The organism is Mycobacterium sp. ACS4054 (genome assembly GCF_001667275.1).
Lineage (GTDB): Bacteria > Actinomycetota > Actinomycetes > Mycobacteriales > Mycobacteriaceae > Mycobacterium.
The window spans coordinates 170,141-193,268 of sequence record NZ_LZHV01000050.1; the positions used below are offsets into that span (position 1 = coordinate 170,141).

The 23,128-nt window shown below is 69.2% G+C and carries 21 protein-coding genes; 12 read left to right on the forward strand and 9 right to left on the reverse strand.

The genetic code is table 11. The features are described from left to right. The first annotated feature begins 20 nt into the window (after positions 1–20). The 8 genes from A5730_RS13635 to A5730_RS13670 all read left to right on the forward strand — a co-directional run bounded on the left by A5730_RS13635 (position 21) and on the right by A5730_RS13670 (position 10,945). Complete coding sequence (locus tag A5730_RS13635) at positions 21–755, forward strand: NUDIX hydrolase (protein ID WP_067900950.1); 735 nt, start codon at positions 21–23, stop codon at positions 753–755. Continuing rightward, positions 752–3,133 (forward strand): hypothetical protein, encoded by a 2,382-nt coding sequence (locus A5730_RS13640; protein ID WP_067900954.1) that lies wholly within the window; start codon positions 752–754, stop codon positions 3,131–3,133. The genes A5730_RS13635 and A5730_RS13640 overlap by 4 nt, the downstream gene beginning before the upstream one ends. Continuing rightward, positions 3,130–6,750: a murein biosynthesis integral membrane protein MurJ gene (locus tag A5730_RS13645; protein ID WP_067900957.1), complete on the forward strand. Its 3,621-nt coding sequence runs from the start codon at positions 3,130–3,132 to the stop codon at positions 6,748–6,750. Before A5730_RS13640 ends, A5730_RS13645 begins: the two co-directional genes overlap by 4 nt. Positions 6,751–6,816: 66 nt before the next feature. Continuing rightward, on the forward strand, positions 6,817–7,422 hold the full coding sequence (sigM, locus tag A5730_RS13650; protein ID WP_067900959.1) for an RNA polymerase sigma factor SigM: 606 nt from the start codon (positions 6,817–6,819) through the stop codon (positions 7,420–7,422). Beyond that, positions 7,415–8,140: a hypothetical protein gene (locus tag A5730_RS13655; protein ID WP_067900962.1), complete on the forward strand. Its 726-nt coding sequence runs from the start codon at positions 7,415–7,417 to the stop codon at positions 8,138–8,140. Before sigM ends, A5730_RS13655 begins: the two co-directional genes overlap by 8 nt. Before the next feature lie 92 nt (positions 8,141–8,232). Continuing rightward, on the forward strand, positions 8,233–9,240 hold the full coding sequence (trxB, locus tag A5730_RS13660; RefSeq protein WP_067900964.1) for a thioredoxin-disulfide reductase: 1,008 nt from the start codon (positions 8,233–8,235) through the stop codon (positions 9,238–9,240). Further along, positions 9,237–9,590, forward strand: a complete 354-nt coding sequence (gene trxA / locus A5730_RS13665; protein WP_067816776.1) for a thioredoxin — start codon at positions 9,237–9,239, stop codon at positions 9,588–9,590. Before trxB ends, trxA begins: the two co-directional genes overlap by 4 nt. 134 nt (positions 9,591–9,724) lie before the next feature. Next, a complete protein-coding gene (locus A5730_RS13670) occupies positions 9,725–10,945 on the forward strand; it encodes an N-acetylmuramoyl-L-alanine amidase (RefSeq protein WP_067900967.1) in 1,221 nt (406 codons plus the stop codon). Here A5730_RS13670 and A5730_RS13675 read toward each other — a convergent pair. The 9 genes from A5730_RS13675 to rpmH all read right to left on the reverse strand — a co-directional run bounded on the left by A5730_RS13675 (position 10,942) and on the right by rpmH (position 17,314). After that, positions 10,942–11,694 (reverse strand): hypothetical protein, encoded by a 753-nt coding sequence (locus A5730_RS13675; RefSeq protein ID WP_055401415.1) that lies wholly within the window; start codon positions 11,692–11,694, stop codon positions 10,942–10,944. The two genes, A5730_RS13670 and A5730_RS13675, sit on opposite strands and share 4 nt — an antisense overlap. 254 nt (positions 11,695–11,948) lie before the next feature. Continuing rightward, positions 11,949–12,932: a ParB/RepB/Spo0J family partition protein gene (locus A5730_RS13680; protein ID WP_067900969.1), complete on the reverse strand. Its 984-nt coding sequence runs from the start codon at positions 12,930–12,932 to the stop codon at positions 11,949–11,951. 23 nt (positions 12,933–12,955) lie between these two features. Next, positions 12,956–13,927 (reverse strand): ParA family protein, encoded by a 972-nt coding sequence (locus A5730_RS13685; RefSeq protein WP_082946830.1) that lies wholly within the window; start codon positions 13,925–13,927, stop codon positions 12,956–12,958. Next, entirely contained in the window at positions 13,924–14,661 is a 738-nt protein-coding gene (rsmG, locus tag A5730_RS13690; RefSeq protein WP_067900972.1) for a 16S rRNA (guanine(527)-N(7))-methyltransferase RsmG, read from the reverse strand. Before rsmG ends, A5730_RS13685 begins: the two co-directional genes overlap by 4 nt. A 59-nt stretch (positions 14,662–14,720) precedes the next feature. Continuing rightward, entirely contained in the window at positions 14,721–15,290 is a 570-nt protein-coding gene (locus A5730_RS13695) for a R3H domain-containing nucleic acid-binding protein (RefSeq protein WP_067900976.1), read from the reverse strand. Between the two features lie 69 nt (positions 15,291–15,359). Beyond that, a complete protein-coding gene (yidC, locus tag A5730_RS13700) occupies positions 15,360–16,469 on the reverse strand; it encodes a membrane protein insertase YidC (RefSeq protein WP_082946831.1) in 1,110 nt (369 codons plus the stop codon). Then, on the reverse strand, positions 16,453–16,788 hold the full coding sequence (yidD, locus tag A5730_RS24335; RefSeq protein WP_082946832.1) for a membrane protein insertion efficiency factor YidD: 336 nt from the start codon (positions 16,786–16,788) through the stop codon (positions 16,453–16,455). The genes yidC and yidD overlap by 17 nt, the downstream gene beginning before the upstream one ends. Then, a complete protein-coding gene (gene rnpA, locus A5730_RS13705) occupies positions 16,785–17,147 on the reverse strand; it encodes a ribonuclease P protein component (RefSeq protein ID WP_067900978.1) in 363 nt (120 codons plus the stop codon). Before rnpA ends, yidD begins: the two co-directional genes overlap by 4 nt. Before the next feature lie 23 nt (positions 17,148–17,170). Further along, on the reverse strand, positions 17,171–17,314 hold the full coding sequence (gene rpmH, locus A5730_RS24340; protein WP_073880743.1) for a 50S ribosomal protein L34: 144 nt from the start codon (positions 17,312–17,314) through the stop codon (positions 17,171–17,173). A gap of 600 nt (positions 17,315–17,914) precedes the next feature. Between rpmH and dnaA the strand changes: the two genes are divergently transcribed. The 4 genes from dnaA to A5730_RS13725 all read left to right on the forward strand — a co-directional run bounded on the left by dnaA (position 17,915) and on the right by A5730_RS13725 (position 22,881). After that, positions 17,915–19,438 (forward strand): chromosomal replication initiator protein DnaA, encoded by a 1,524-nt coding sequence (gene dnaA / locus A5730_RS13710; RefSeq protein ID WP_067901164.1) that lies wholly within the window; start codon positions 17,915–17,917, stop codon positions 19,436–19,438. A gap of 525 nt (positions 19,439–19,963) precedes the next feature. Next, complete coding sequence (gene dnaN / locus A5730_RS13715) at positions 19,964–21,163, forward strand: DNA polymerase III subunit beta (protein ID WP_067900981.1); 1,200 nt, start codon at positions 19,964–19,966, stop codon at positions 21,161–21,163. Then, positions 21,164–22,321: a DNA replication/repair protein RecF gene (gene recF, locus A5730_RS13720; protein WP_067900984.1), complete on the forward strand. Its 1,158-nt coding sequence runs from the start codon at positions 21,164–21,166 to the stop codon at positions 22,319–22,321. Next, positions 22,318–22,881: a DUF721 family protein gene (locus A5730_RS13725; RefSeq protein WP_067900986.1), complete on the forward strand. Its 564-nt coding sequence runs from the start codon at positions 22,318–22,320 to the stop codon at positions 22,879–22,881. Before recF ends, A5730_RS13725 begins: the two co-directional genes overlap by 4 nt. The last annotated feature ends 247 nt before the right edge of the window (positions 22,882–23,128 follow it).

The following is a 23,128-nucleotide window of genomic DNA, read 5'->3' on the forward strand; positions in this document are numbered from 1 at the left end:
TCCCAGCTACTATCGCTTGGGTGTCGGACGGCGAACAACGCAAGCCACGTCGGCGCCGGGGGCGGCGGCGCGGTCGTGGGGCGGCAAGTTCGACCGAGACCCAGACGAACGGCCAAGCGCCCGCGGACTCGACGGCCACGAAATCGCGCCGATCTCGCTCGCCTCGCCGCGCGCCGGATCGGCTGCGCACCGTGCACGAAACCTCGGCCGGGGGCTTGGTCATCGACGGCCTCGACGGCCCGCGCGACGCCCAGGTCGCCGCGCTGATCGGCCGGGTCGATCGGCGGGGGCGGATGCTGTGGTCGCTGCCCAAGGGCCACATCGAACTCGGTGAGACCGCGGAACAGACCGCTATAAGAGAGGTCGCCGAAGAGACCGGCATCCGCGGCAGCGTGCTGGCCGCGCTGGGACGCATCGACTATTGGTTCGTCACCGACGGCCGTCGCGTCCACAAGACGGTCCACCACTATTTGATGCGCTTCTCCGGCGGCGAGTTGTCCGACGAGGACCTCGAAGTGGCCGAGGTGGCCTGGGTGCCCATCCACGAGCTGCCGTCGAAGCTGGCCTACGCCGACGAACGTCGGCTGGCCCGCGTGGCCGACGAGCTGATCGACAAGCTGCAGAGCGACGGCCCCGCCGCCCTGCCGCCGCTGCCCCCGACTTCTCCCCGGCGCCGCCCGCAAACGCATTCGCGTACCCGGCACGCCGACAAGCCGGCCACCAGCCGGAAGAACGGCCACGGGCCAGGGCCGTGACGGCATCCCGACTCTGCCTGTTGCGCCTCGCGGCGGTGATCGGCATCGTGGCCGGGTTTGCGTTGCTCACCGGTCCCGTCATGCCGCGCGCGGGTGCGGGCGAACCCGGCGCCACACCTTTCGTCCGGGTACGCATCGACCAAGTCACCCCGGACGTGGTCACCACGTCCAGTCAACCCGTTGTCACCGTCAGCGGCATGGTCACCAACATCGGCGACCGCCCCGTCCGCGACGTGATGGTCCGGCTCGAGCACGCGGGGGCGGTCACCGCGTCCGCGAGCCTGCGGACCACCCTGGACGGCGACACCGACCAATACCAACCCGCCGCCGACTTCCTCACGGTCGCTCCCGAGTTACAGCGGGGCCAGCAGGTCGGCTTCACCCTGTCGGCGCCGCTGCGTTCGTTGACCAAGCAGTCGCTGGGCATCGACCAGCCCGGCATCTACCCGGTCTTGGTCAACGTCAACGCCACGCCCGACTACGGCGCCCCCGCCCGCCTCGACAACGCGCGCTTCCTGCTGCCCGTCGTCGGCGTGCCGCCCGATCAGGGCGGCGACCTGGGCTCGGCCGTCGCGCCCGACACGTCCAAACCGGTGTGGATCACGATGCTGTGGCCGCTGGCCGACCGGCCCCGGCTCGCGCCGGGCGTGCCCGGGGGCACCATCCCGGTGCGCCTGGTCGACGACGACCTGGCCACCTCCCTGGCCAGCGGCGGCCGGCTGGACATCCTGCTGTCGGCGGCCGAAGTCGCCACCAGCCACGACGTCGACCCCGACGGCGCCGTCGGCCGGGCGCTGTGTTTAGCCGTGGACCCCGACCTGCTGGTCACCATCAACGCGATGACCGCCGGCTACGTGGTCTCCGATTCGCCCGACGGCCCCGCTCAACTCCCCGGCACACCGACCCATCCGGGCACCGGGCAAGCCGCCGCGGTCGAGTGGCTCAACCGGCTACGGGCCCTGGCGCACCGCACCTGCGTGGCGCCGCTGCCCTACGCGCAAGCCGACCTGGGAGCCCTGCAGCGCGTCAACGATCGGGGGCTGAGCGCCGCCGCCACCACCGGCGTCAACAGCATCGTCGATCGCATCCTCGACGTCGCCTCCGCACGCGGCGCCACGCTGCTGCCCGACGGACCGTTGACCAACGGCGCGGTCAACCTGCTCGGCGCCAACGAAAGCACCGTCGCCGTCGCCGCGGCCGACTTGTCCGCCTCGGATGGGCAGAGCTCCGCCGAGGGCAACGTCGACACCGCGCCCCGGCGCGTCTCCCCGCAGGTGGTGGTCGCCCCCTTTGACCCGGCCGTCGGCGCCGCACTGGCCGGGGCGGGAAGCTCACCGGCGGTCCCCACCTACCTGGACCCCTCACTGAGCGTCCGGCTCTCCCATGACTCGGTGACCGCGCGCCGCCAGGATGCCCTGGGCTCGATGTTCTGGCACGCCCTGCGCCACGACGACGCGCCACGCACCCAGATTCTGGTCCCGCCGGCGACCTGGAACCTGCAGGCCGACGACGCGCACGTCATCCTGACCGCGCTGACCACCACCATCCGCTCCGGCCTGGCCGTCCCGCGGCCGTTGCCGGCGGTGGTCGCCGAGGCCGCGGCCCGCACCGAGCCGTCCGAACCGGTGGGCGCCGACACCTCCGCGCGCGGTCGCTTCGACGACGACGTCACCGCCGCGGTCGCCGGGCAGGTCGGCCGGCTGTGGGGCCTGACGTCGGCGCTGACCACCGACGAACGCACCGGGTTGACCGGCATCCAGTACACCGCCCCGCTGCGCGAAGACATGCTGCGCGCGCTGAGCCAATCCCAGCCGCCCGACACCCGCAACGGGATGGCCCAGCAGCGCCTGGCCGTCGTCGGCAAGACGATCAACGACCTGTTCGGCGCCGTCACGATCGTCAACCCGGGCGGCTCCTACACCCTGGCCACCGAGCACAGCCCGCTGCCGCTCGCGCTGCACAACGGCCTGGCCGTCCCGATCCGGGTGCGGTTGCAGGTCGACGCCCCACCGGGAATGACCGTCACCGACGTCGGCCAGATCGAGTTGCCGCCCGGATACCTGCCGCTGCGGGTGCCGATCGAGGTGAACTTCACCCAGCGGGTCGCCATCGACGTGACGTTGCGGACCCCGGACGGCATGCGGCTGGGCGACCCGGTGCGCCTCTCGGTGCATTCCAACGCCTACGGCAAGGTCCTGTTCGCGATCACCATGACGGCCGCGGCGGTGCTGGTGTTGCTGGCCGGGCGGCGACTGTGGCACCGCTTCCGCGGCCAGCCCGACCGCGCCGACCTGGACCGGCCCGATCCGCCGGGAGCCAGGTCCGCGCGCGCGCACGCCGCGCCCCACGACCGGGTCGAACACGAGCACCGAGTATGAATCCCGCCCACGGGCAGGCCGCGCGGCAACACCACCGCCTGCCGCAGCCGCCGCGGCGACCCCGAACCCCCGGCTCGCCGCCCACCGGCCCCCTGCCGCCCGTCCCCGCGGGCGTCGATCGCCGGCGCCCCGAACTTTCCGACGCCGCGCTGGTGTCGCGGTCGTGGGCGATGGCGTTCGCCACGCTGGTCAGCCGGCTCACCGGCTTCGCCCGGGTCGTTCTGCTGGCGGCGATCCTCGGCGCCGCGCTGTCCAGCGCGTTCTCGGTGGCCAACCAGCTGCCGAACCTGGTGGCCGCCCTGGTCCTGGAGGCGACCTTCACCGCGATATTCGTGCCGGTGCTCGCCCGCGCCGAGCAGAGCGACCCCGACGGCGGCGCGGCCTTCGTGCGGCGCCTGGTCACGCTGACGACGGCGCTGCTGGTGTTGGCGACCGCGCTGTCGGTGGCCGCGGCGCCGCTGCTGGTGCGGCTCATGCTCGGTCGCGTCCCGCAGGTCAACGAGCCGCTGACCACCGCGTTCGCCTACCTGCTGCTCCCCCAGGTGCTGGCCTACGGGCTGACGTCGGTCTTCATGGCAATCCTCAACACCCGCAACGTATTCGGGCCCACGGCGTGGGCGCCGGTGGTCAACAACGTCGTCGCCCTCGTGACACTGGCCGTGTACGCGGCGGTGCCCGGCGAGCTGTCGGTCGACCCCGTTCGGATGGGCAACACCAAGCTGCTGGTTCTTGGCATCGGCACCACGCTCGGCGTCTTCGCGCAGACCGCGGTGCTGCTGGTGGCGCTGCGGCGCCAACGCGTCGACCTGCGCCCCCTGTGGGGAATCGACGAGCGGCTCAAGCGCTTCGGCACGATGGCCGCCGCGATGGTGCTCTACGTGTTGATCAGCCAGCTGGGCCTGGTGGTCGGCAACCAGATCGCCAGCACGGCGGCGGCGTCGGGCCCGGCGATCTACAACTACACATGGCTGGTGCTGATGCTGCCGTTCGGCATGATCGGCGTCACGGTGCTGACCGTGGTGATGCCGCGGCTGAGCCGCAACGCCGCCGCCGACGACACCAAGGCGGTGCTCGCCGACCTGTCGCTGGCCACACGCCTGACGCTGATCACGCTGATCCCGATCGTCGCGTTCATGACCGTCGGCGGCCCCGCGATCGGCAGCGCGCTGTTCGCCTACGGCCACTTCGGCGGGGTCGACGCCGGCTACCTGGGCGCCGCGATCGCGCTCTCGGCGTTCACGTTGATCCCGTACGGGTTGGTGCTGCTTCAGCTCCGCGTCTTCTACGCACGCGAGCAGCCCTGGACGCCGATCGTGATCATCCTCGTCATCACCGCGGTCAAGATCGTGGGCTCGGTGCTGGCCCCGCACCTGACTCATGACCCGAAGTTGGTGGCCGGTTATCTCGGGCTGGCCAACGGCATCGGGTTTCTGGCGGGCGCGATCATCGGTTACCTGTTGTTGCGGCACACCCTGCTGCCGACCGGCGGCCACCTGATCGGCAAAGGCGAGCTGCGCACGATCCTGGTGACGATCACCGCCTCCCTGCTGGCCGGTTTGGTGGCCCACGTGGCCGACCGGTTGACCGGACTCGACCGGCTGACGGCGCACGGCGGCGGTGCCGGCTCGTTGCTGCGCCTGCTGATCCTGGGCCTGATCATGCTGCCGATCATGGCCGCGGTCATGCTCCGCGCTGATGTCCCCGAGGCGCGGGCCGCGCTGGACGCCGTCAGGCGGCGTCTCGGCGGCCGGGTGCCGGCCACCCGCAAACCGGTAACACCGGAGGGATCGTCTCGCCGGTCTGCGGTCACGTACCCTGAGCAGAGGAATTCGTCCCCGCCTGGGGTAAATGCGGTCCAGGAGCCGATCCAGCGCAGATCTCCGGAGCGGGCAATCCCAGCCCGGATAGCGAAAGGACCGGAGGTGACCGACCGCCCTGTCGACAGCGCCGCGTCGGGCGCCGAGCTGCCACGACCGGTTGCCGACGACTTCCAGCCCGACATCCCCGCTGACCGCGAATCCCCGCCGCCGACGCCCCGCAAGGCCGACCAGCGCAACGGTGACGTCGCGCCCGAATCGCGGCGCGGGCCGGCCCCGTTCGAACCACCCCGAGAGCGTGGCGGTGACCCGCCAGCCGACGACGTCCACCTGGTTCCCGGCGCCCGCATCGCCGGCGGCCGGTATCGCCTGCTGGTGTTCCACGGCGGCGCCCCGCCGCTGCAGTTCTGGCAGGCGCTGGACACCGCGCTGGACCGGCAGGTGGCGCTGACCTTCGTCGACCCCGACGGGGCACTGCCCGAGGAGGTCCTGCAGGAAGTCCTGTCGCGCACCCTGCGGCTCAGCCGCATCGACAAGCCGGGCATCGCCCGGGTGCTCGACGTGGTCCACAGCGGCCACGGCGGCCTGGTGGTGTCCGAGTGGGTGCGGGGCGGTTCGCTGCAGGAGGTGGCGGACACCGCGCCGTCGCCCGTCGGCGCCGTCCGGGCCATGCAGTCGTTGGCGGCGGCCGCCGACGCGGCCCACCGGGCCGGCGTCGCGTTGTCGATCGATCACCCGAGCCGGGTGCGCGTCAGCATCGAGGGCGATGTCGTCCTCGCGTACCCCGCGACCATGCCCGACGCCAACCCCCAGGGCGACATCCGCGGTATCGGCGCCGCGCTCTACGCGCTGCTGGTCAACCGGTGGCCGCTGGCGGAGTCCAGTGTGCGAAGCGGGCTCGCCCCGGCCGAGCGCGATTCAACCGGTCAACCGGTGGAACCGATGGTCATCGACCGCGAAATCCCCTTCCAGATTTCGGCCGTCGCGGTCCGGGCGGTTCAAGAGGACGGCGGGATACGCAGCGCCTCAACGCTTTTGAACTTGTTGCAGCAAGCGACCGCGGTGGCCGACCGGACCGAGGTGCTGGGCCCGATCGACGATTCGCCCGTGCCGGCCACCGCCCGCGAGTCCGCGGGGCAGGACGAGGCGGCGTTCGCGCGCCGGCGCCGCAACCTGCTGATCGGCATGGGCGCCGGCCTTGCCGTCATCATCGTGGCGCTACTGGTGTTGGCATCCGTGGTCAGCAAGATCTTCGGCAACGTCGGCGGCGGCCTCAACAAGGACGAGCTCGGGCTGAACGGCCCGTCGTCGTCCGTCTCATCGTCGACCGGTAGTTCCGCGGCCGCCGGTAGCGTCGTCAAACCGACCAAGGCGACGGTCTACTCCCCCGACGGTGACGCCGACAACGCGGACACGGCCGGGCAGGCGATCGACGGTGACCCCTCGACCGCCTGGGCGACCGAGGTCTACACCGATGCGGTTCCGTTCCCCAGCTTCAAGCAGGGCGAAGGCCTCATGCTGCAGCTGCCGAACCCCACGGTGGTCGGGCAGGTCAGCATCGACACGCCCAGCAGCGGGACGAAGGTCGAGATCCGCTCGTCGGCCACGGCGTCGCCGTCGTCGCTGAAAGACACCACCGTGTTGGCCCCGGCCTTCACGCTCAAGCCGGGTCACAACGTCATCCCGGTCCGGGCCGGCGCACCGACGTCGAACCTGCTGGTGTGGATCTCGACGCTGGGCACGACCAACGGCAAGAGCCAGGCCGGATTCTCGGAGATCACGGTCCAGGCCGCCTCCTGACGGCGCTTCAACATCTCCGCGCGGTGGTGAAGTGCCCGCCCGCAGGCGATTGGTTACTGTCCGGCCGTGGGCTCCCGGCGAGACATCCAGCGCGAACGCAGTGACGCCGAGCTGCTGGCAGCACACGTCGCCGGCGACCGCCACGCCTTCGGCGAGTTGTTCCTTCGCCATCGACGACAGCTGCACCGGCTGGCCCGGCTCACCACGCGCACTGCCGAGGACGCCGAGGACGCGCTGCAGGACGCGATGCTCTCGGCGCACCGAGGCGCCGGCGCGTTCCGGCATGACGCCGCGGTGGGCAGCTGGCTGCACCGCATCGTCGTCAACGCCTGCCTGGACCGGCTGCGCCGCATCAAGGCGCACCCGACCGCCCCGCTGGAGGACGTCCACGCGGTGGCGGATCGGACGGCCCAGGTCGAGACCGCGATGGTGGTGCAGCGCGCCCTGATGCGGCTTCCGGTCGAGCAGCGGGCGGCGGTGGTGGCCGTCGACATGCAGGGCTACTCCGTGGCCGACACCGCCGCGCTGCTGGGCGTCGCCGAGGGCACCGTCAAGAGTCGCTGCGCGCGGGCCCGGGTGCGCCTCGCGGAACTCCTCGGCTATCTGAACGCCGCGCCCGACCCGCCGATGGCCGTCAAGCAGCGCATGACGGACACTGGGGCGGATGAGTGAAGCCGACGACGAGGCCGACGAGCCGCCCCTGACGGTCGAGCTTCTCGCCGACCTGCAGGCCGGCCTGCTCGATGACGAATCCGCGGCGCGCGTGCGGCAGCGGGTCCGCGACGACCCGGACGCGGAGCAGATCCTGCGCGCCCTGAACCGCGTGCGCTGCGACGTCGCCACGCTGGGGGCGGACCCGGCACCCGACGTCCCGCCGGAGGTCACCGCCCGGATCTCGGCGGCGCTGGATTCGGCAGACGCGAGCCCGGCCGGCCACTCGGCCCGGCCCCGGATCGGTCCGGCGCGGGTGGCCGCCGGGGTGGTGGGCGTCGGCGCGATGCTCGCCGCGGTCGGTGTGGGCACCGCGGCACTGATCAACGCGCCCGAGCCGGCCCCCAGCACGCCGGTCACCGCCGAGCACATCACGGTGTCGACGCCGCCGATGGCGATCCCGCTGTCGCAGGACGAAATCCTCGGCCTGCTGGGGCAAAGCCCCGATTACGGCCCGCTCGCGGACGCGGCGCGGCGCGCCTCCTGCCTCACCGGCCTGGGCTACCCGGCGTCCACACAGGTGCTGGGCGCGCGGCGGGTCGACATCAACGCCCGCCCCGGGATCGTGCTGGTGGTGCCGGGCGACACCCCCCACAGCCTGGCGGTCTACGCGGTCGCACTGAACTGCAGCGCCGCCGATACCGGCTTGTTGGCCAGCACCCAGGTCCCCCGCCCCTAGTGTGGTCCCATGGGTTGTCCGACTCGCCCGGGAACAGCGGTGCCTACGCTGGCGTTTGTACGAATCCAGGGACGATCGTTTGAAAGGGATCTATGACCGCCGACACTGTGCACGACGTGATCATCATTGGTTCGGGTCCTGCCGGATACACCGCGGCGTTGTACACGGCGCGGGCGCAGCTTGCGCCGGTGGTCTTCGAGGGCACGTCGTTCGGTGGCGCGTTGATGACGACCACCGAGGTGGAGAACTTCCCGGGTTTTCGTGACGGCATCACCGGTCCGGAGCTGATGGATCAGATGCGCGAGCAGGCGCTGCGCTTCGGCGCCGACCTGCGGATGGAAGACGTCGAATCGGTCTCGTTGGACGGGCCGGTCAAATCGGTCACCACCGCCGAGGGCGAAACCGTCCGGGCGCGGGCGGTCATCCTCGCGATGGGCGCGGCGGCGCGGTATCTGGGCGTGCCAGGTGAGCAGGAGCTGCTGGGGCGCGGGGTGAGTTCGTGCGCGACCTGCGACGGGTTCTTCTTCAAAGATCAAGACATTGCCGTGATCGGCGGTGGGGACTCGGCGATGGAGGAAGCCACCTTCTTGACGCGCTTCGCGCGCAGCGTCACGCTGGTGCACCGCCGCGACGAGTTCCGCGCGTCGCGCATCATGCTCGAACGCGCCCGGGCCAACGAGAAGATCACCATCTTGACCAACAAGGCCGTACTGGGCGTCGAAGGAGAACAGACGGTGGCGGGTTTGCGGATGCGCGACACGGTCACCGGCGAGGAATCCACGCTGCCCGTCACGGGAGTGTTCGTGGCCATCGGTCACGACCCGCGCTCGGAACTGGTGCGCGACGTCCTTGACACCGACCCCGAGGGCTACGTGCTGGTCCAGGGCCGCACCACGGCCACGTCGATCGAGGGGGTGTTCGCCGCCGGCGATCTGGTGGATCGCACCTACCGCCAAGCCATCACGGCCGCCGGCAGCGGGTGCGCGGCGGCCATCGACGCCGAACGTTGGCTGGCCGATCACGTCGAATCCAGCTCGGCCGCACAAAGCGACGCCACCGAATTTCCGGGCACTACCGAGATGATTGGAGCACCTCAATGACCGACGCCGAAAAGGCCGGAGCCACAATCGAAGTCTCTGACGCATCCTTCTCCACGGAGGTGTTGTCCAGCAATAAGCCTGTGCTGGTTGACTTTTGGGCGACGTGGTGCGGGCCGTGCAAGATGGTCGCGCCGGTGCTCGAAGAGATTGCCAGTGAGCGCGGCGAGCAACTCACCGTCGCCAAGCTCGACGTGGACGCCAACCCGGTAACCGCGCGGGACTTCCAGGTTGTCTCGATCCCCACCATGATCCTGTTCAAAGACGGCCAACCGGTGAAACGGATCGTGGGCGCCAAGGGCAAGGCGGCCTTGCTGCGCGAGCTCTCGGACGCCGTCCCCAACCTCAGCTGATCTCGTTCTGAATTCGCCACACCACGCCCCGCGTTCAGCCTGGGGTTTTCCCGAATGGGCGAAGCGTCTGCGACAATATCCGGTAGCTGTCGCCCAGATGCGAGCCTGTCAGTGTGTCCCGGAGGGCCTTTGGTATGTCGAGTCCGCGCCGTGAATACGGCGATGCGCTGCGCTGTGGTGACCGCAGCGCGGCTGTGACCGAAATCCGGGCTACGCTGGCGACGCTAGGGTTGCTGGACAGCCCCGAGGAAGACCTCATCACCGGCCGTCACGTTTCCCTCGAGGTCTTCGACGCCGAACTCGACCAGGCGGTGCGGGCCTTCCAGCAGCACCGCGGCCTGTTGGTCGACGGCATCGTCGGCGAGGCCACCTACCGCGCCCTGAAGGAGGCCTCCTACCGGCTGGGCGCGCGCACGCTGTATCACCAGTTCGGCGCCCCGCTGTATGGGGACGACGTGGCCACCCTGCAGGCGCGCCTGCAGGACCTCGGGTTCTACACCGGCCTGGTCGACGGGCACTTCGGCCTGCAGACGCACAACGCCCTGATGTCCTACCAGCGTGAGTACGGGCTGGCCGCGGACGGCATCTGCGGTCCGGAAACGTTGCGCTCCTTGTACTTTCTCAGCTCCCGCGTCACCGGCGGCTCACCCCACGCGATCCGCGAGGAGGAGCTGGTCCGCCGGTCGGGACCCAAGTTGTCGGGCAAACGGATCATCATCGATCCGGGCCGTGGCGGGACGGACCGCGGCGAGCTGATGCAGGGCCCCTCGGGTCCGGTCAGCGAAGCGGATGTGTTGTGGGACTTGGCAAGCCGGCTCGAGGGGCGGATGACCGCCATCGGCATGGAGACCTTCCTGTCGCGGCCGGCGAACCGCAGCCCGTCGGACGCCGAGCGCGCCGCCACCGCCAACAACGTCGGGGCGGATCTGATGATCAGTCTGCGCTGCGAGAACCAGCCCAGCCCGGCGGCCAATGGCGTGGCGTCCTTTCATTTCGGAAACTCGCACGGCTCGGTGTCCACGATCGGGCGCAATCTCGCGGACTTCATCCAACGAGAAGTGGTGGCCCGCACCGGGTTACGAGATTGCCGCACCCACGGCCGGACGTGGGATCTGTTGCGCCTGACGCGGATGCCGACCGTGCAGGTCGACGTCGGCTACATCACCAATCCCCAGGACCGCGCAATGCTGGTCTCCACCCAAACGCGCGACGCGATTGCCGAAGGCATCCTCGCCGCGGTGAAGCGGCTCTACCTGCTGGGCAAGAACGACCGGCCCACGGGCACGTTCACCTTCGCCGAACTGCTGGCCCACGAACTCTCCGTGGACCGGGCCAGCCGGCTCGGCGGCTCCTAACCGATCTCGCCGCCCCGCAACGCATTTCCCGCCGCGGACCCCGCCCCGACCGGCTCCTGCAGTTGCGCGTTTTCCAGCAGGCGCTCCAGGGCCGCCTCGACCTCGGCCTTCCACCCCAGGCCTTTGTCCAATTCGAGCCGCAGCCGCGGAAAGTACGGATGGGGCGCCACCACAACGAATCCCGCGTCCTGCAGGAATTCGGCGTCGAGCACGCAATGGTCCACCGAGCAGTCGCCGACGGCCTCCAGCACCGGCCGCACATCCGGGCTCGCCTTCGACGGGTCCTGCAATTCCGAAGCCGCCGGCGTGCGACCGAAGGCTTCGAGGGCCCGGACTCCACGCCGGACCAGCTCGTCGATCACCCGGGCGAGCAGCCCGTGCGGCAGGTCGTCGGTGGCCTGCCCGGGCTCGATGCCCATCGACGTGAGCAGCACCGCGTCCGCGGACACCGGCGCGGTGGGAAACCGCTGTGCGCGTGGCACCGCGCGCGGCGGCGCGTAGAACACGTAGCCCAGGCACGGCGGCTCGCTCTGGCTTCTCTCGTCCGCGACCGCGGTCGCGACCTGGCCGCAGGACCCCCACTCCAGCATGACCATCGACAGCCAGGCTTCCTTTTCGAACTCCGGATCCGCGAGGTGGTCCTGGTTACCGAGGGTCGCCGGGTCGACTTCCCAGTAGACGCAGCGGCGCGCGTGCTTGGGAAGCTGCTCGAAGGCCTCGAGGCGCAACGGTGTGATTCGGGCGGACACTAGCCTCCTGGCTCCTGTGCGGTACTGCAGCCTTTTGCACCGGCAACCCCTCCAGGATAGGAGAGGATGTCGTTATCGGGCCAGATTTGTCGTCGAGGCGCCGATCACGGTGGCGGGCCGCCGCACGCGTTACGCCCGCGGCCCGTTCGTTACCGAAAATCGTTGGAACGCATGCGCTTTCGTAATCACGCCCGGTTGTTGCCCGTTCGGGACCGCCCCGGTGTCACAGTGACGTAATTACAGGGTATGACGGGTCAGGCCTTGGCGGCGGTCATCATGTCGATGATGCGCTGCAAATCGTCCACCGAGCCGAATTCGACGACGATCTTGCCCTTGCGTTTGCCCAGGCTGACCGTCACCCGGGTATCGAAGGCGTTCGACAGCCGGTCGGCGACCTCCTGCAGGCCCGGCATCTGGATCGGCTTGCGCCGCTGGGGGGCCGGGGTGGTGGCGCCGGCCCGATTGGCCAGTGTCACCGCCTCTTCGGTGGCCCGCACCGACAGGCCCTCGGCGACGATCCGGCTGGCGAGTTCCTCTTGGGCCTCGGGCCCGGCTTCCAGGGACAGCAGGGCCCGGGCATGGCCGGCGGACAGCACCCCCGCGGCCACCCGCCGCTGGACCGGGATCGGCAGCTTGAGCAACCGGATCATGTTGGTGATCAGCGGGCGGGACCGGCCGATGCGGGAGGCGAGTTCGTCGTGGGTGACGCCGAACTCGTCGAGCAGCTGCTGGTAGGCCGCCGCCTCTTCCAACGGGTTCAGCTGCACCCGGTGGATGTTCTCCAGGAGGGCGTCGCGCAGCAGGTTGTCGTCGCCGGTCTCGCGGACGATGGTGGGGATCGTGGCCAGCCCCGCCTCCTGGGCAGCCCGCCAGCGCCGCTCCCCCATGACGATCTGATACCGCGGGCCCGTCTTGGCGCCCGGGACGGCTCGCACCACGATCGGCTGCAGCAGACCGAACTCGCGGATGGAGTGCACCAGCTCGGACAGCGCCTCGTCATCGAAGACCTGGCGCGGCTGGCGGGGGTTGGGCTCGATGTCGGCCGGGGCGATCTCGCGATACACCGCGCCCGCCGGGGCGAGGTCCGGTCCCGGTCCGCCGATCAAGACGTCCGCGGCCGCATCCCCCATCCGCGGGCCGAGCGTCGCGGGACCCGAGTCACCCTCGGCGGGGCCGGTCGGGATCAGCGAAGCCAGGCCCCGGCCGAGGCCGCCCTTCTTGCGTAGTGGCTGCGTCATGGTCGTCCCTTCACGAAAGGTGGTCAGTCACGCTCGGCGAGTTCACGACTCGCGTCGAGATAGCTCATCGCCCCGCGCGAGCCGGGGTCGTAATCGATGATGGTCATGCTGTAGCCGGGCGCCTCGGATACTTTGACGCTGCGCGGGATCACCGTGCGCAGCACCTTGGCCCCGAAGTACCGGCGCACCTCTTCGGCCACCTGGTCGGCGAGCTTGGTCCGGCCGTCGTACATGGTGAGCACCACGGTGGACACGTCGAGCCGCGGGTTGAGGTGCGCCTTCACCATCTCGATGTTGCGCATCAGCTGTGACACGCCCTCGAGCGCGTAGTACTCGCACTGGATCGGGATCATCACTTCCGGCGCGGCGACGAGCGCGTTGATGGTCAGCAGTCCCAGCGACGGCGGGCAGTCCACGAACACATAGTCGAAGTCGAGGTCGTCCAGGTCGGCCAGGGCGGTCCGCAACCGGTTCTCGCGCGCCACCATGCTCACCAATTCGATCTCCGCGCCCGCCAGATCGATCGTGGCCGGGACGCAGAAGAGGCGCTCGTTGTGCGGGCTGCGCCGCATCGCGTCCTTGACCTTGACCTCGCCGATGAGCACCTCGTACGACGACGGCGTGCCGGATTGTCGGTCGGTGATGCCGAGCGCCGTGCTCGCGTTGCCCTGCGGGTCGAGGTCGATGACCAATGTCTTGAGGCCCTGAAGCGCGAGGGCGGCGGCGAGATTCACCGCGGTGGTGGTCTTGCCCACCCCGCCCTTCTGATTGGCGACGGTGAGCACTCGGCGGTGGCTCGGCCGGCGCAGCGGTGGATACGTGGTGTGCAGGACCCGCATCGCCCGTTCGGCGGCGGCGCCGATCGGGGTGTCGTATTCGTCCGCTGTTTCACGTGAAACATTCGCGGCGGGATCGCCAATGGGGACGGGCGCCGGGGTGTGGGTGACGCTCGGCGGCGCCCCGGCGACCGTCGGCGATTCTCCCGGATTGCTCATCGGTTCCCGGCCTTCCCGATCCGTGTCGGCTGATGGCGCGGCGGCCTTCCGCGCCGGGCTATAACTACGGTTGCGGGGGGACGCAAATAGGTCGCGCCACATGTCACCACCCTGGCATCAACGGCGCCCGATGCAGCCATCACACGCCGATACTGTTCAACTTCGTCGCGGCCGCGCTCCCCCTTGATCGCGAGCATCCGGCCGCCCGGCCGCAGCAGCGGCATGCTCCACTTCGCCAACTTGTCCAACGACGCAACCGCTCGTGACACCGCCGCATCCCTTTCCCCGAACTGGTGACGAACCCACAGTTCCTCGGCACGGCCGCGGACCACCTCGACGGCTAACCCTAGTTGGTCGACGACCTCGCTGAGAAATTCGCTGCGGCGCAGCAGCGGTTCGAGCAGCACCACGCCGAGGTCGGGCCGCGCGAGCGCCAACGGGATGCCGGGCAGGCCGGCGCCGCTGCCGATGTCGATGACACGTTCGCCGGGATCGAGGAGCTCGGCGGCGGCGGCGCTGTTGAGGATATGCCGATCCCAGATCCGCTCCACCTCACGCGGGCCGAGCAGGCCCCGTTCGACTCCGGGGCCGGCCAGCAGTTCCGCGTACCGCCGCGCGGCGTCGATGCGCGGACCGAAAATCGCCGCGGCGGCCTCCGCGGCGGCGCCGGGCCCGTGCGGGGCAGGGCTGTCCGCCGCGGGTTCGACCGGGCCGACATGTTTCACGTGAAACATCCTCTGCTTTGCCTGACGCGCGACGGGCCTAGGCGCCGGAACTACACGGCTGTAACTCGCTAGTCGTGGAGGACGACGACGCGGCGCGCGGGCTCCACGCCCTCGCTCTCGCTGTGCACCCCGGGCACCGCGGCGACGGCGTCGTGCACAATCTTGCGCTCGAACGGCGTCATCGGGGAGAGCTCCTCGCGCTCGCCGGACTCCAACACCCGCCGCGCCACCTTGTCGCCCAAGGCCGCCAGCTCCTCGCGGCGCCGGCGGCGCCAACTGGCGATGTCGAGCATCAACCGGCTACGCACTCCGGTCTTCTGATGCACCGCGAGCCGGGTGAGCTCTTGCAGTGCGTCGAGCACCTCGCCGCCACGACCCACCAACTTGTTCAGGTCGTCGCTGCCGTCGATGCTCACCACGGCGCGGTTGCCCTCGACGTCCAGGTCGATGTCGCCGTCGAAGTCCAGCAGGTCGAGGAGCTCCTCCAGGTAGTCGCCGGCAATCTCGCCCTCGGCGACCAATCGCTCCTCCTGGTCGTCGACTTCGTCCGCCCCCGCCTCCGCGCCATTTTCGGATGGCGGCCGCTCGTCGAGTTCGGTGTCCACGTCGTGCTCGGTCGTGGTGTCTGCGTCGGTCATGTCTTTCTCTCCCTCATCCGCGGGTCCCTGCCATCGGGTCGTCCTCCCGGGCCGCCCGGTATGGCTCTGTCAGCGTTTGCGTTTCTTGGGTCGCGCGCCCGGCCGCGGCGTGCGGTTGGGCGTGCCACCGTTTTGTCCACTGGGATTCGGCTTGGTCGGCTCGGGCTTCGCCGCGGCCTCCGCGCCGTCGGAGGCGTCCGGGCCGGACTCCCCCACCCCGGCGGTCGCCGACCCGTCGCCGCTTGGGTGGCTCGCCTTCGCGTTCCGCTTGGGTTTGGCCCCCGGCGCCGGCGCGTTGGCCGCTCGGCGCTGCAACGCTTCCTGTTTTTTGGCCTCGTCCTCTTTTTCGATCATGCCGAACACGTAGTGCTGCTGACCGAACGTCCAGATGTTGTTGGCGAACCAGTACAGGATGATCGCGAGCGGCAGGAAGGGTCCGCCGACGACCACGCCGAGCGGAAACACATACAGCGCAAGCTTGTTCATCATCGCGGTCTGCGGATTGGCCGCGGCCTCCGGGCTCTGCCGGGCCACCGATGCACGGCTGTTGAAGTAGGTCGCGATGCCGGCCAGGATCATCACCGGCGCGCCGACGGCGATGACCGCAGGCCGGCTGAAGTGGGTGAAGGCGTCCAACCCGGTCCGCTGCGTCATGAACGCGCCGATCGGTGCGCCGAACAGATTGGCGTCCAAGAAGTGTCCGACGTCCGTCGGGGTGAAGACGTAGTTACCGGTCATGCGGTTCTGGATCACCGACAGGTGCGGCTGACCGAAGCCGCCCGTGGTGCGGTTGAACGACCGCAACACGTGATACAGGCCGATGAACACCGGGATCTGCGCCAGCATCGGCAGGCAGCCGAGGATGGGGTTGAACCCGTGCTCGCGTTGCAGCTTCTGCATCTCGAGCGCCATCCGCTGGCGGTCCTTGCCGTACTTCTTTTGCAGCGCCTTGATTTGCGGTTGCAGTTCCTGCATCTGACGGGTGGTGCGGATCTGCCGCACGAACGGCTTGTACAGCAGGGCGCGCAGGCTGAAGACCAGGAACATCACCGACAGGGCCCACGCGAAAAAGTTCGACGGCCCCAGCATCGCGGCGAACAGCTTGTACCAAGCCCACATGATCCACGACACCGGGTAGTAGACGAAGTCGAGGCTAAAGAAATCAAACAAGAGTTCCACTCTCCCCTCGCGCCGCCGGGCGGGCCCACGCGTCGCTGGCTTCTTCGAAGTTCATCTGGCAACCCGGACGTTCCGGTATCGGATCCGATCCGCCCCGATGCCAGGGTCCGCACTTGGCAAGCCTGACCGCAGCCAACCAACTCCCCCGCATCAATCCGTACTCGGTCAGCGCGTCGACCGCATACTGGCTGCAGGTCGGGACGAACCGGCACGTCGCCGGCCGCAGCGGCGAGACCATGTGCCGGTACAGCTGGATGAGCGAGATCAACCCCCGGGCGGCCGCGGTGCCCGCGGTGCGCAGGACGGCCCGCGGCGTCACCGGTGCGCTCCCCCGGACTCGAGGGCCCGCCGCACCCCGCGGCGCAGCTCCTGTTCCAGCCGCGCCGAGGACGCGGTCCGACTGCCCGGCAACGCCCGGATGACCAAGTGCTCGGAGTCGTGCAGTTCGCCCAATACCGCACGCGCGACGTGCCGCAGCCGGCGCGCAACCCGGTGGCGCTCCACAGCCGAGCCCACGGACTTGCCCACGATCAATCCCACGCGGGGAGCCGTCGCCGCGTCACGATCGGCCGCGCGCCGGAGATGCACCACCACGTCGGGCTGCGCCGCGCGGATTCCGTGCTTCACCGTCGCGTCGAACTCCGTTGACCGCCTCATGCGGTTGCGTGCGGGAAGCACCGCCGAAGAACCCGACGTTGCGATCAGGCAGATAGCGCGCGGCGCCCCTTACGGCGCCGGCTCGACACAATCGAGCGTCCGGCGCGGGTACGCATCCGCAACCGGAAGCCATGCACGCGGGCTCGGCGCCGGTTGTTCGGCTGGAATGTCCGCTTGCCCTTGGCCACGACGGTCTCCTCGTTGTGTCTCGCATTTCCATCCGGCCGGCAGACGTCTCGCTCGTCTGCGGGTCGGTCGGAGGTAATCTTGCTGCTGGCCGGCGCGGTCCCCAGGCAGACCTGGGTCGCAGCCGCATCGCCGACTTTCGGGCGACTGTTTGAGGGTACTGACCGCGCTTCGCCTGGTCAAACCTGGCCTGCCCCAACGCAGCCGCTCGATCCCGGCGCAAAACCTCGGCCTCACCGACCGGCCCGGACGGGGTTGCGCACCGACGTCGAGCCGAACGAGGCCCACCGAACCCTAAACAACCCGATTGGAATGCAGCAGAACGGTTGGCAGCCGCACGGAAAACTGTTAGCTTCTGCCAGTGTCGTTTTAGACTGCAACGGCGCTCGACAAACAAGCGAGGATGGTGGGTCGACTAGCTGCCTAGACAGCCTTTGAAAAGGTTTTCTTCCAGCACGGAGATCGCGAGCCGTCGCCGGTAGGTTGTGGCTCGCATACGCTCATCCTGTCCACACCTGTGTATAACTATGTGGACAGCTGCTTTGTCGCCAAGCGTGGTTGTACTTCGACCCGGGATGCTCGAGAACCAGGGGGATGCGTCGTTGACCGATGACCCCGGTTCAGGTTTCACGACCGTGTGGAACGCGGTCGTCTCGGAACTCAACGGAGAATCCACCCCGGACGGCGTCGCCGCCAACCGCACCACGCTCGTCGCACCCCTCACCCCCCAGCAGCGGGCCTGGCTGAATTTGGTCCAGCCCCTGACCATCGTGGAAGGGTTCGCCCTGCTGTCGGTGCCGAGCAGTTTCGTCCAGAACGAGATCGAACGTCATCTGCGCGCCCCTATCACCGACGCACTCAGCCGCCGCCTCGGCCAACAGATTCAGCTCGGGGTGCGCATCGCGCCGCCCGACGATGACGACGAAGCCGCGATTGCGCAGGCTGACCCGTTTGCCCAGCCCGAGGCACCGGACGACGAGGCCTTCGACATCGAGGAAGCCGACGAAAACGGCGAAACCCCCGACGGTGCGCCGCAGAGCTGGCCCAACTACTTCACCGAGCGCCCGCATCCGGCCGACCCCGCCGTCGCCGGCGGGACGAGCCTGAACCGCCGCTACACCTTCGACACATTCGTCATCGGGGCGTCCAATCGCTTCGCACACGCGGCGGCCCTGGCGATCGCGGAAGCGCCGGCGCGCGCTTACAACCCGTTGTTCATCTGGGGCGAGTCCGGTCTGGGCAAGACCCACCTGTTGCACGCCGCCGGCAATTACGCGCAACGGCTGTTCCCCGGGATGCGGGTCAAGTACGTGTCCACCGAGGAATTCACCAACGACTTCATCAACTCGCTGCGTGACGACCGCAAAGTCGCCTTCAAGCGCAGCTACCGCGACGTCGACGTGCTGCTCGTCGACGACATCCAGTTCATCGAGGGCAAGGAAGGTATCCAGGAGGAGTTCTTCCACACCTTCAACACGTTGCACAACGCGAACAAGCAGATCGTCATCTCCTCGGACCGGCCGCCCAAGCAGCTCGCCACCCTCGAAGACCGCTTGCGGACCCGATTCGAGTGGGGCCTGATCACCGACGTCCAGCCGCCCGAACTCGAGACCCGCATCGCGATTCTGCGCAAGAAGGCGCAGATGGAGCGCCTTGCGGTCCCGGACGACGTCCTGGAACTCATCGCCAGCAGCATCGAGCGCAACATCCGCGAACTCGAGGGCGCCCTCATCCGGGTCACCGCGTTCGCCTCGTTGAACAAGACGCCGATCGACAAGGCCTTGGCCGAGATCGTGCTGCGCGACCTCATCGCCGACGCCAGCACCATGCAGATCAGCGCGGCGACCATCATGGCCGCCACCGCCGAATACTTCGACACCACCGTGGAAGAACTGCGCGGGCCCGGCAAGACGCGCGCGCTGGCGCAGTCACGCCAGATCGCGATGTATCTCTGCCGCGAGCTCACCGACCTGTCGCTGCCCAAGATCGGGCAGGCGTTCGGCCGCGACCACACCACGGTGATGTACGCCCAGCGCAAGATTTTGTCCGAGATGGCTGAGCGGCGTGAGGTCTTCGATCACGTCAAGGAGCTCACCACTCGCATCCGCCAGCGCTCCAAGCGCTGATTCGGCGCCCCGTCGCGCAACTTTTTTCAAAAAACTTCCCGCACGCCTGTCACACCCGCCACACCCGCGGGTTGTGCGCAGGACTGTGCAAAACGCAATCAAACACCCGTGTACTAAGCGGCGTGCCGTGCACAGCCGCCGTTGCTCCCCAACGGCCCAACACGAGCCACACAGTTATGCACCTCATGCTCCACAGGCCGATCCCCGCCCTAGCTGCGGCGCGCTGCCGCTATCCCCAGAATGCACAGGCCTTATTACTAGTACTGAGATCTATTCGTCGTTTCTTCTTTGAAATACAGCGCTGGGGACGCCCCGTTGAACATGCGCCGCGGGGCCGCCGGGAACCCGGCTTGTCGGCCTTCGCGATTAGCTTTCAAGATGGCCTCCGACGATCTACGGTTGTTCTTCGACTGCCGTTGCGGCCGTCGTTGGCATGACATGTCAGTGGCGTTCGTGGCGGAGCCCCAAGCTAGCGGGGGGAGGCTAGCCACTGGACTTGCAACGCTGGGTAGTTGAAGGGACGCTATGGACGCGGCGACGACAAGAGCTGGCCTCAGCGACTTGAAATTTCGTTTGGTACGGGAGTCTTTCGCCGACGCGGTGTCGTGGGTGGCGAAGAATCTGCCGGCCCGCCCGGCGGTGCCGGTGCTGTCGGGGGTGTTGTTGTCCGGTTCCGACGAGGGCCTGACGATCTCCGGATTCGACTACGAGGTTTCGGCCGAAGCGCAAGTCGCAGCCGAAATCGCTTCTCCGGGAAGCGTTCTCGTGTCCGGTCGGTTGTTGTCGGACATCACCCGGGCGCTGCCCAACAAACCAGTCGATTTCTACGTCGACGGGAATCGGGTCGCGCTGAACTGCGGGAGCGCGAGGTTCTCGCTGCCGACGATGGCGGTGGAGGATTACCCGACGCTGCCGGCCCTGCCGGAAGAGACCGGCACCCTGCCCGCCGAGGTGTTCGCCGAGGCCATCAGCCAGGTGGCCATTGCGGCCGGCCGGGACGACACCTTGCCGATGTTGACCGGGATCCGGGTCGAGATCTCGGGCGGCACGGTGGTTTTGGCCGCCACCGACCGGTTCCGGTTGGCGGTGCGCGAACTGACGTGGTCGCCATCGTCGCCCGACATCGAGGCCGCCGTGCTGGTGCCGGCGAAGACGTTGGCCGAGGCGGCGCGGGCCGGCGCCGATGGTTCCGAGGTTCGGCTGTCGCTGGGCGCGGGCAGTGGGGTCGGCAAGGACGGCCTGCTCGGCATCAGCGGGAACGGCAAGCGCAGTACGACGCGGCTGCTCGATGCGGAGTTCCCGAAGTTCCGCCAGTTGCTGCCCGCCGAGCACACGGCGGTGGCCACCATCAACGTGGCCGAGCTGACCGAGGCGATCAAGCTGGTGGCGTTGGTGGCCGACCGGGGCGCGCAGGTGCGGATGGAATTCTCCGAAGGTTCGCTGCGGCTGTCCGCGGGCGCCGACGATGTCGGCCGCGCCGAAGAGGACCTGGCCGTGGACTTCGTCGGCGAACCGTTGACGATCGCGTTCAACCCGACCTACCTGACCGACGGGCTGGCCGCGGTCCACTCGGAGCGGGTGTCGTTCGGATTCACCACCCCGGGCAAGCCGGCGTTGCTGCGGCCGGCCTCGGCCGACGACAGCTCCCCCACCGGCAACGGGCCCTTCGCGGCCCTGCCGACGGATTACGTCTACTTGTTGATGCCAGTTCGGTTGCCCGGATAGGTGTACGTCCGGCATTTGGGACTGCGCGATTTCCGGTCCTGGGCGCACGCCGACCTTGAACTGGAGCCGGGCCGGACGGTGTTCGTCGGCCAGAACGGTTTCGGGAAAACGAATCTCATTGAGGCGCTTTGGTTTTCGACGACATTGGGCTCGCACCGGGTGGGCACCGACGCCCCGTTGATCCGGGCCGGCGCGGACCGTGCGGTGGTGTCGACGATCGTGGTCAACGAGGGCAGGGAGCTCGCGTTGGACCTGGAAATCGCGGCGGGGCGGGCGAACAAGGCGCGGCTGAACCGGTCACCGGTGCGCAGCACCCGCGAGGTGATCGGGGTCTTGCGCGCCGTGCTCTTTGCTCCGGAGGACCTGGCCCTGGTGCGCGGGGATCCGGCGGATCGTCGCCGCTACCTCGATGATTTGGCGACGGTGCGGCGGCCGGCGGTGGCCGCGGTGCGCGCGGATTACGAGAAGGTGCTCCGCCAGCGCACCGCCTTATTGAAGTCCGCCGCCGGCATCCGCCACCGCGGCGACCGCGGCGCGCTCGACACCCTCGACGTCTGGGACAGTCGGCTGGCCGAATACGGCGCGCAGCTGATGGCGGCTCGCATCGACCTGGTCAACCAGCTGGCGCCGGAGGTGGAGAAGGCGTACCAACTGTTGGCCCCGGCGTCCCGGCCGGCCTCGATCGCCTACCGCAGCAGCCTCGGGGCGCAGGGGGCGGCCGATGGCGGCGACAGCGACCGGGAGTTCCTCGAGGCGGCGCTGTTGGCCGCGTTGGCGCAGCGCCGCGATGCCGAGCTGGACCGCGGCATGTGTCTGGTGGGGCCGCATCGCGACGATCTCGAGTTGTGGCTGGGCGATCAGCCCGCCAAAGGCTTTGCCAGCCATGGGGAATCGTGGTCGTTCGCGGTGGCGCTGCGCCTGGCCTCGTACGAGTTGTTGCGCGCCGACGGCACCGAACCCGTGTTGTTGCTCGACGACGTGTTCGCCGAACTGGACGCAGCCCGGCGCCGCGCGCTGGCGACGGTGGCGGAATCGGCGGAGCAGGTACTGGTCACCGCCGCCGTGCTGGAAGACATTCCGGCGGGCTGGGACGCCAGGCGGATCTATATCGAATTGCGCGACGACGACCGGGGCCGGGTATCGGCGGTGCGGCCGTGACCGACGCCGGCGACAACGAACAAGGTTCCGCCGCTAACGATCCGGGCCTGCTGCGCGGCATCGACTTGGTCCGGCGCACGCTCGAGGAAGCGCGTGCGGCGGCCCGCGCGCAAGGCAAGGATGCGGGCCGGGGGCGGGCGATGCCGCCGTCCACCCGGCGGGTCGCGGGGCAGCGGCGCAGCTGGTCGGGGCCGGGACCCGACGCCCGGGATCCGCAGCCGCTGGGCCGGTTGGCGCGGGACCTGGCCAAGAAGCGTGGGTGGTCGGCGCAGGTCGCCGAGGGCACGGTGATCGGCAACTGGTCGGCGGTGGTGGGCCAGCAGATCGCCGACCATGCGACGCCGACCGCGTTGAGCGACGGGGCGCTGAGCGTGACGGCCGAATCCACCGCCTGGGCCACCCAGCTGCGGATGATCCAGTCGCAATTGTTGGCCAAGATCGCCGCGGCCGTCGGCAACGGGGTGGTGACCTCGCTGAAAATCACCGGGCCGGCCGCCCCGTCGTGGCGCAAGGGCCCACGCCACATCGCCGGCCGGGGTCCGCGCGATACTTACGGCTAGGGCCACGACCGGCACCGATTATCCCCAACCGAGCCTTCATCAACAGGCCGCTCAAAGCCGCTAGGACGACGTGAAGTGCCTTGATGCACGTCGGGACGCGGCGGGAATAAAGAAATCGTCCGCACGGCGCAGTTAGCTGGGTAGAAACGCGCCCAGAGAATCGGTGCGGGCGGGTCATCACGGTAGACTGGCGGGATGCGGCTGATGCGGTGACTGGAACCGCCCGCATGAAACCCCAAGGAGAGCA

Excerpts from the sequence above, each read along its gene's own strand:
- A5730_RS13645 (WP_067900957.1), top strand. The coding sequence starts at position 3,130 with ATGAATCCCGCCCACGGGCAGGCCGCGCGGCAACACCACCGCCTGCCG.
- A5730_RS13655 (WP_067900962.1), top strand. The coding sequence starts at position 7,415 with ATGAGTGAAGCCGACGACGAGGCCGACGAGCCGCCCCTGACGGTCGAG.
- trxB (WP_067900964.1), top strand. The coding sequence starts at position 8,233 with ATGACCGCCGACACTGTGCACGACGTGATCATCATTGGTTCGGGTCCT.
- trxA (WP_067816776.1), top strand. The coding sequence starts at position 9,237 with ATGACCGACGCCGAAAAGGCCGGAGCCACAATCGAAGTCTCTGACGCA.
- A5730_RS13670 (WP_067900967.1), top strand. The coding sequence starts at position 9,725 with ATGTCGAGTCCGCGCCGTGAATACGGCGATGCGCTGCGCTGTGGTGAC.
- A5730_RS13680 (WP_067900969.1), bottom strand. The coding sequence starts at position 12,932 with ATGACGCAGCCACTACGCAAGAAGGGCGGCCTCGGCCGGGGCCTGGCT.
- A5730_RS13685 (WP_082946830.1), bottom strand. The coding sequence starts at position 13,927 with ATGAGCAATCCGGGAGAATCGCCGACGGTCGCCGGGGCGCCGCCGAGC.
- rsmG (WP_067900972.1), bottom strand. The coding sequence starts at position 14,661 with ATGTTTCACGTGAAACATGTCGGCCCGGTCGAACCCGCGGCGGACAGC.
- A5730_RS13695 (WP_067900976.1), bottom strand. The coding sequence starts at position 15,290 with ATGACCGACGCAGACACCACGACCGAGCACGACGTGGACACCGAACTC.
- dnaN (WP_067900981.1), top strand. The coding sequence starts at position 19,964 with ATGGACGCGGCGACGACAAGAGCTGGCCTCAGCGACTTGAAATTTCGT.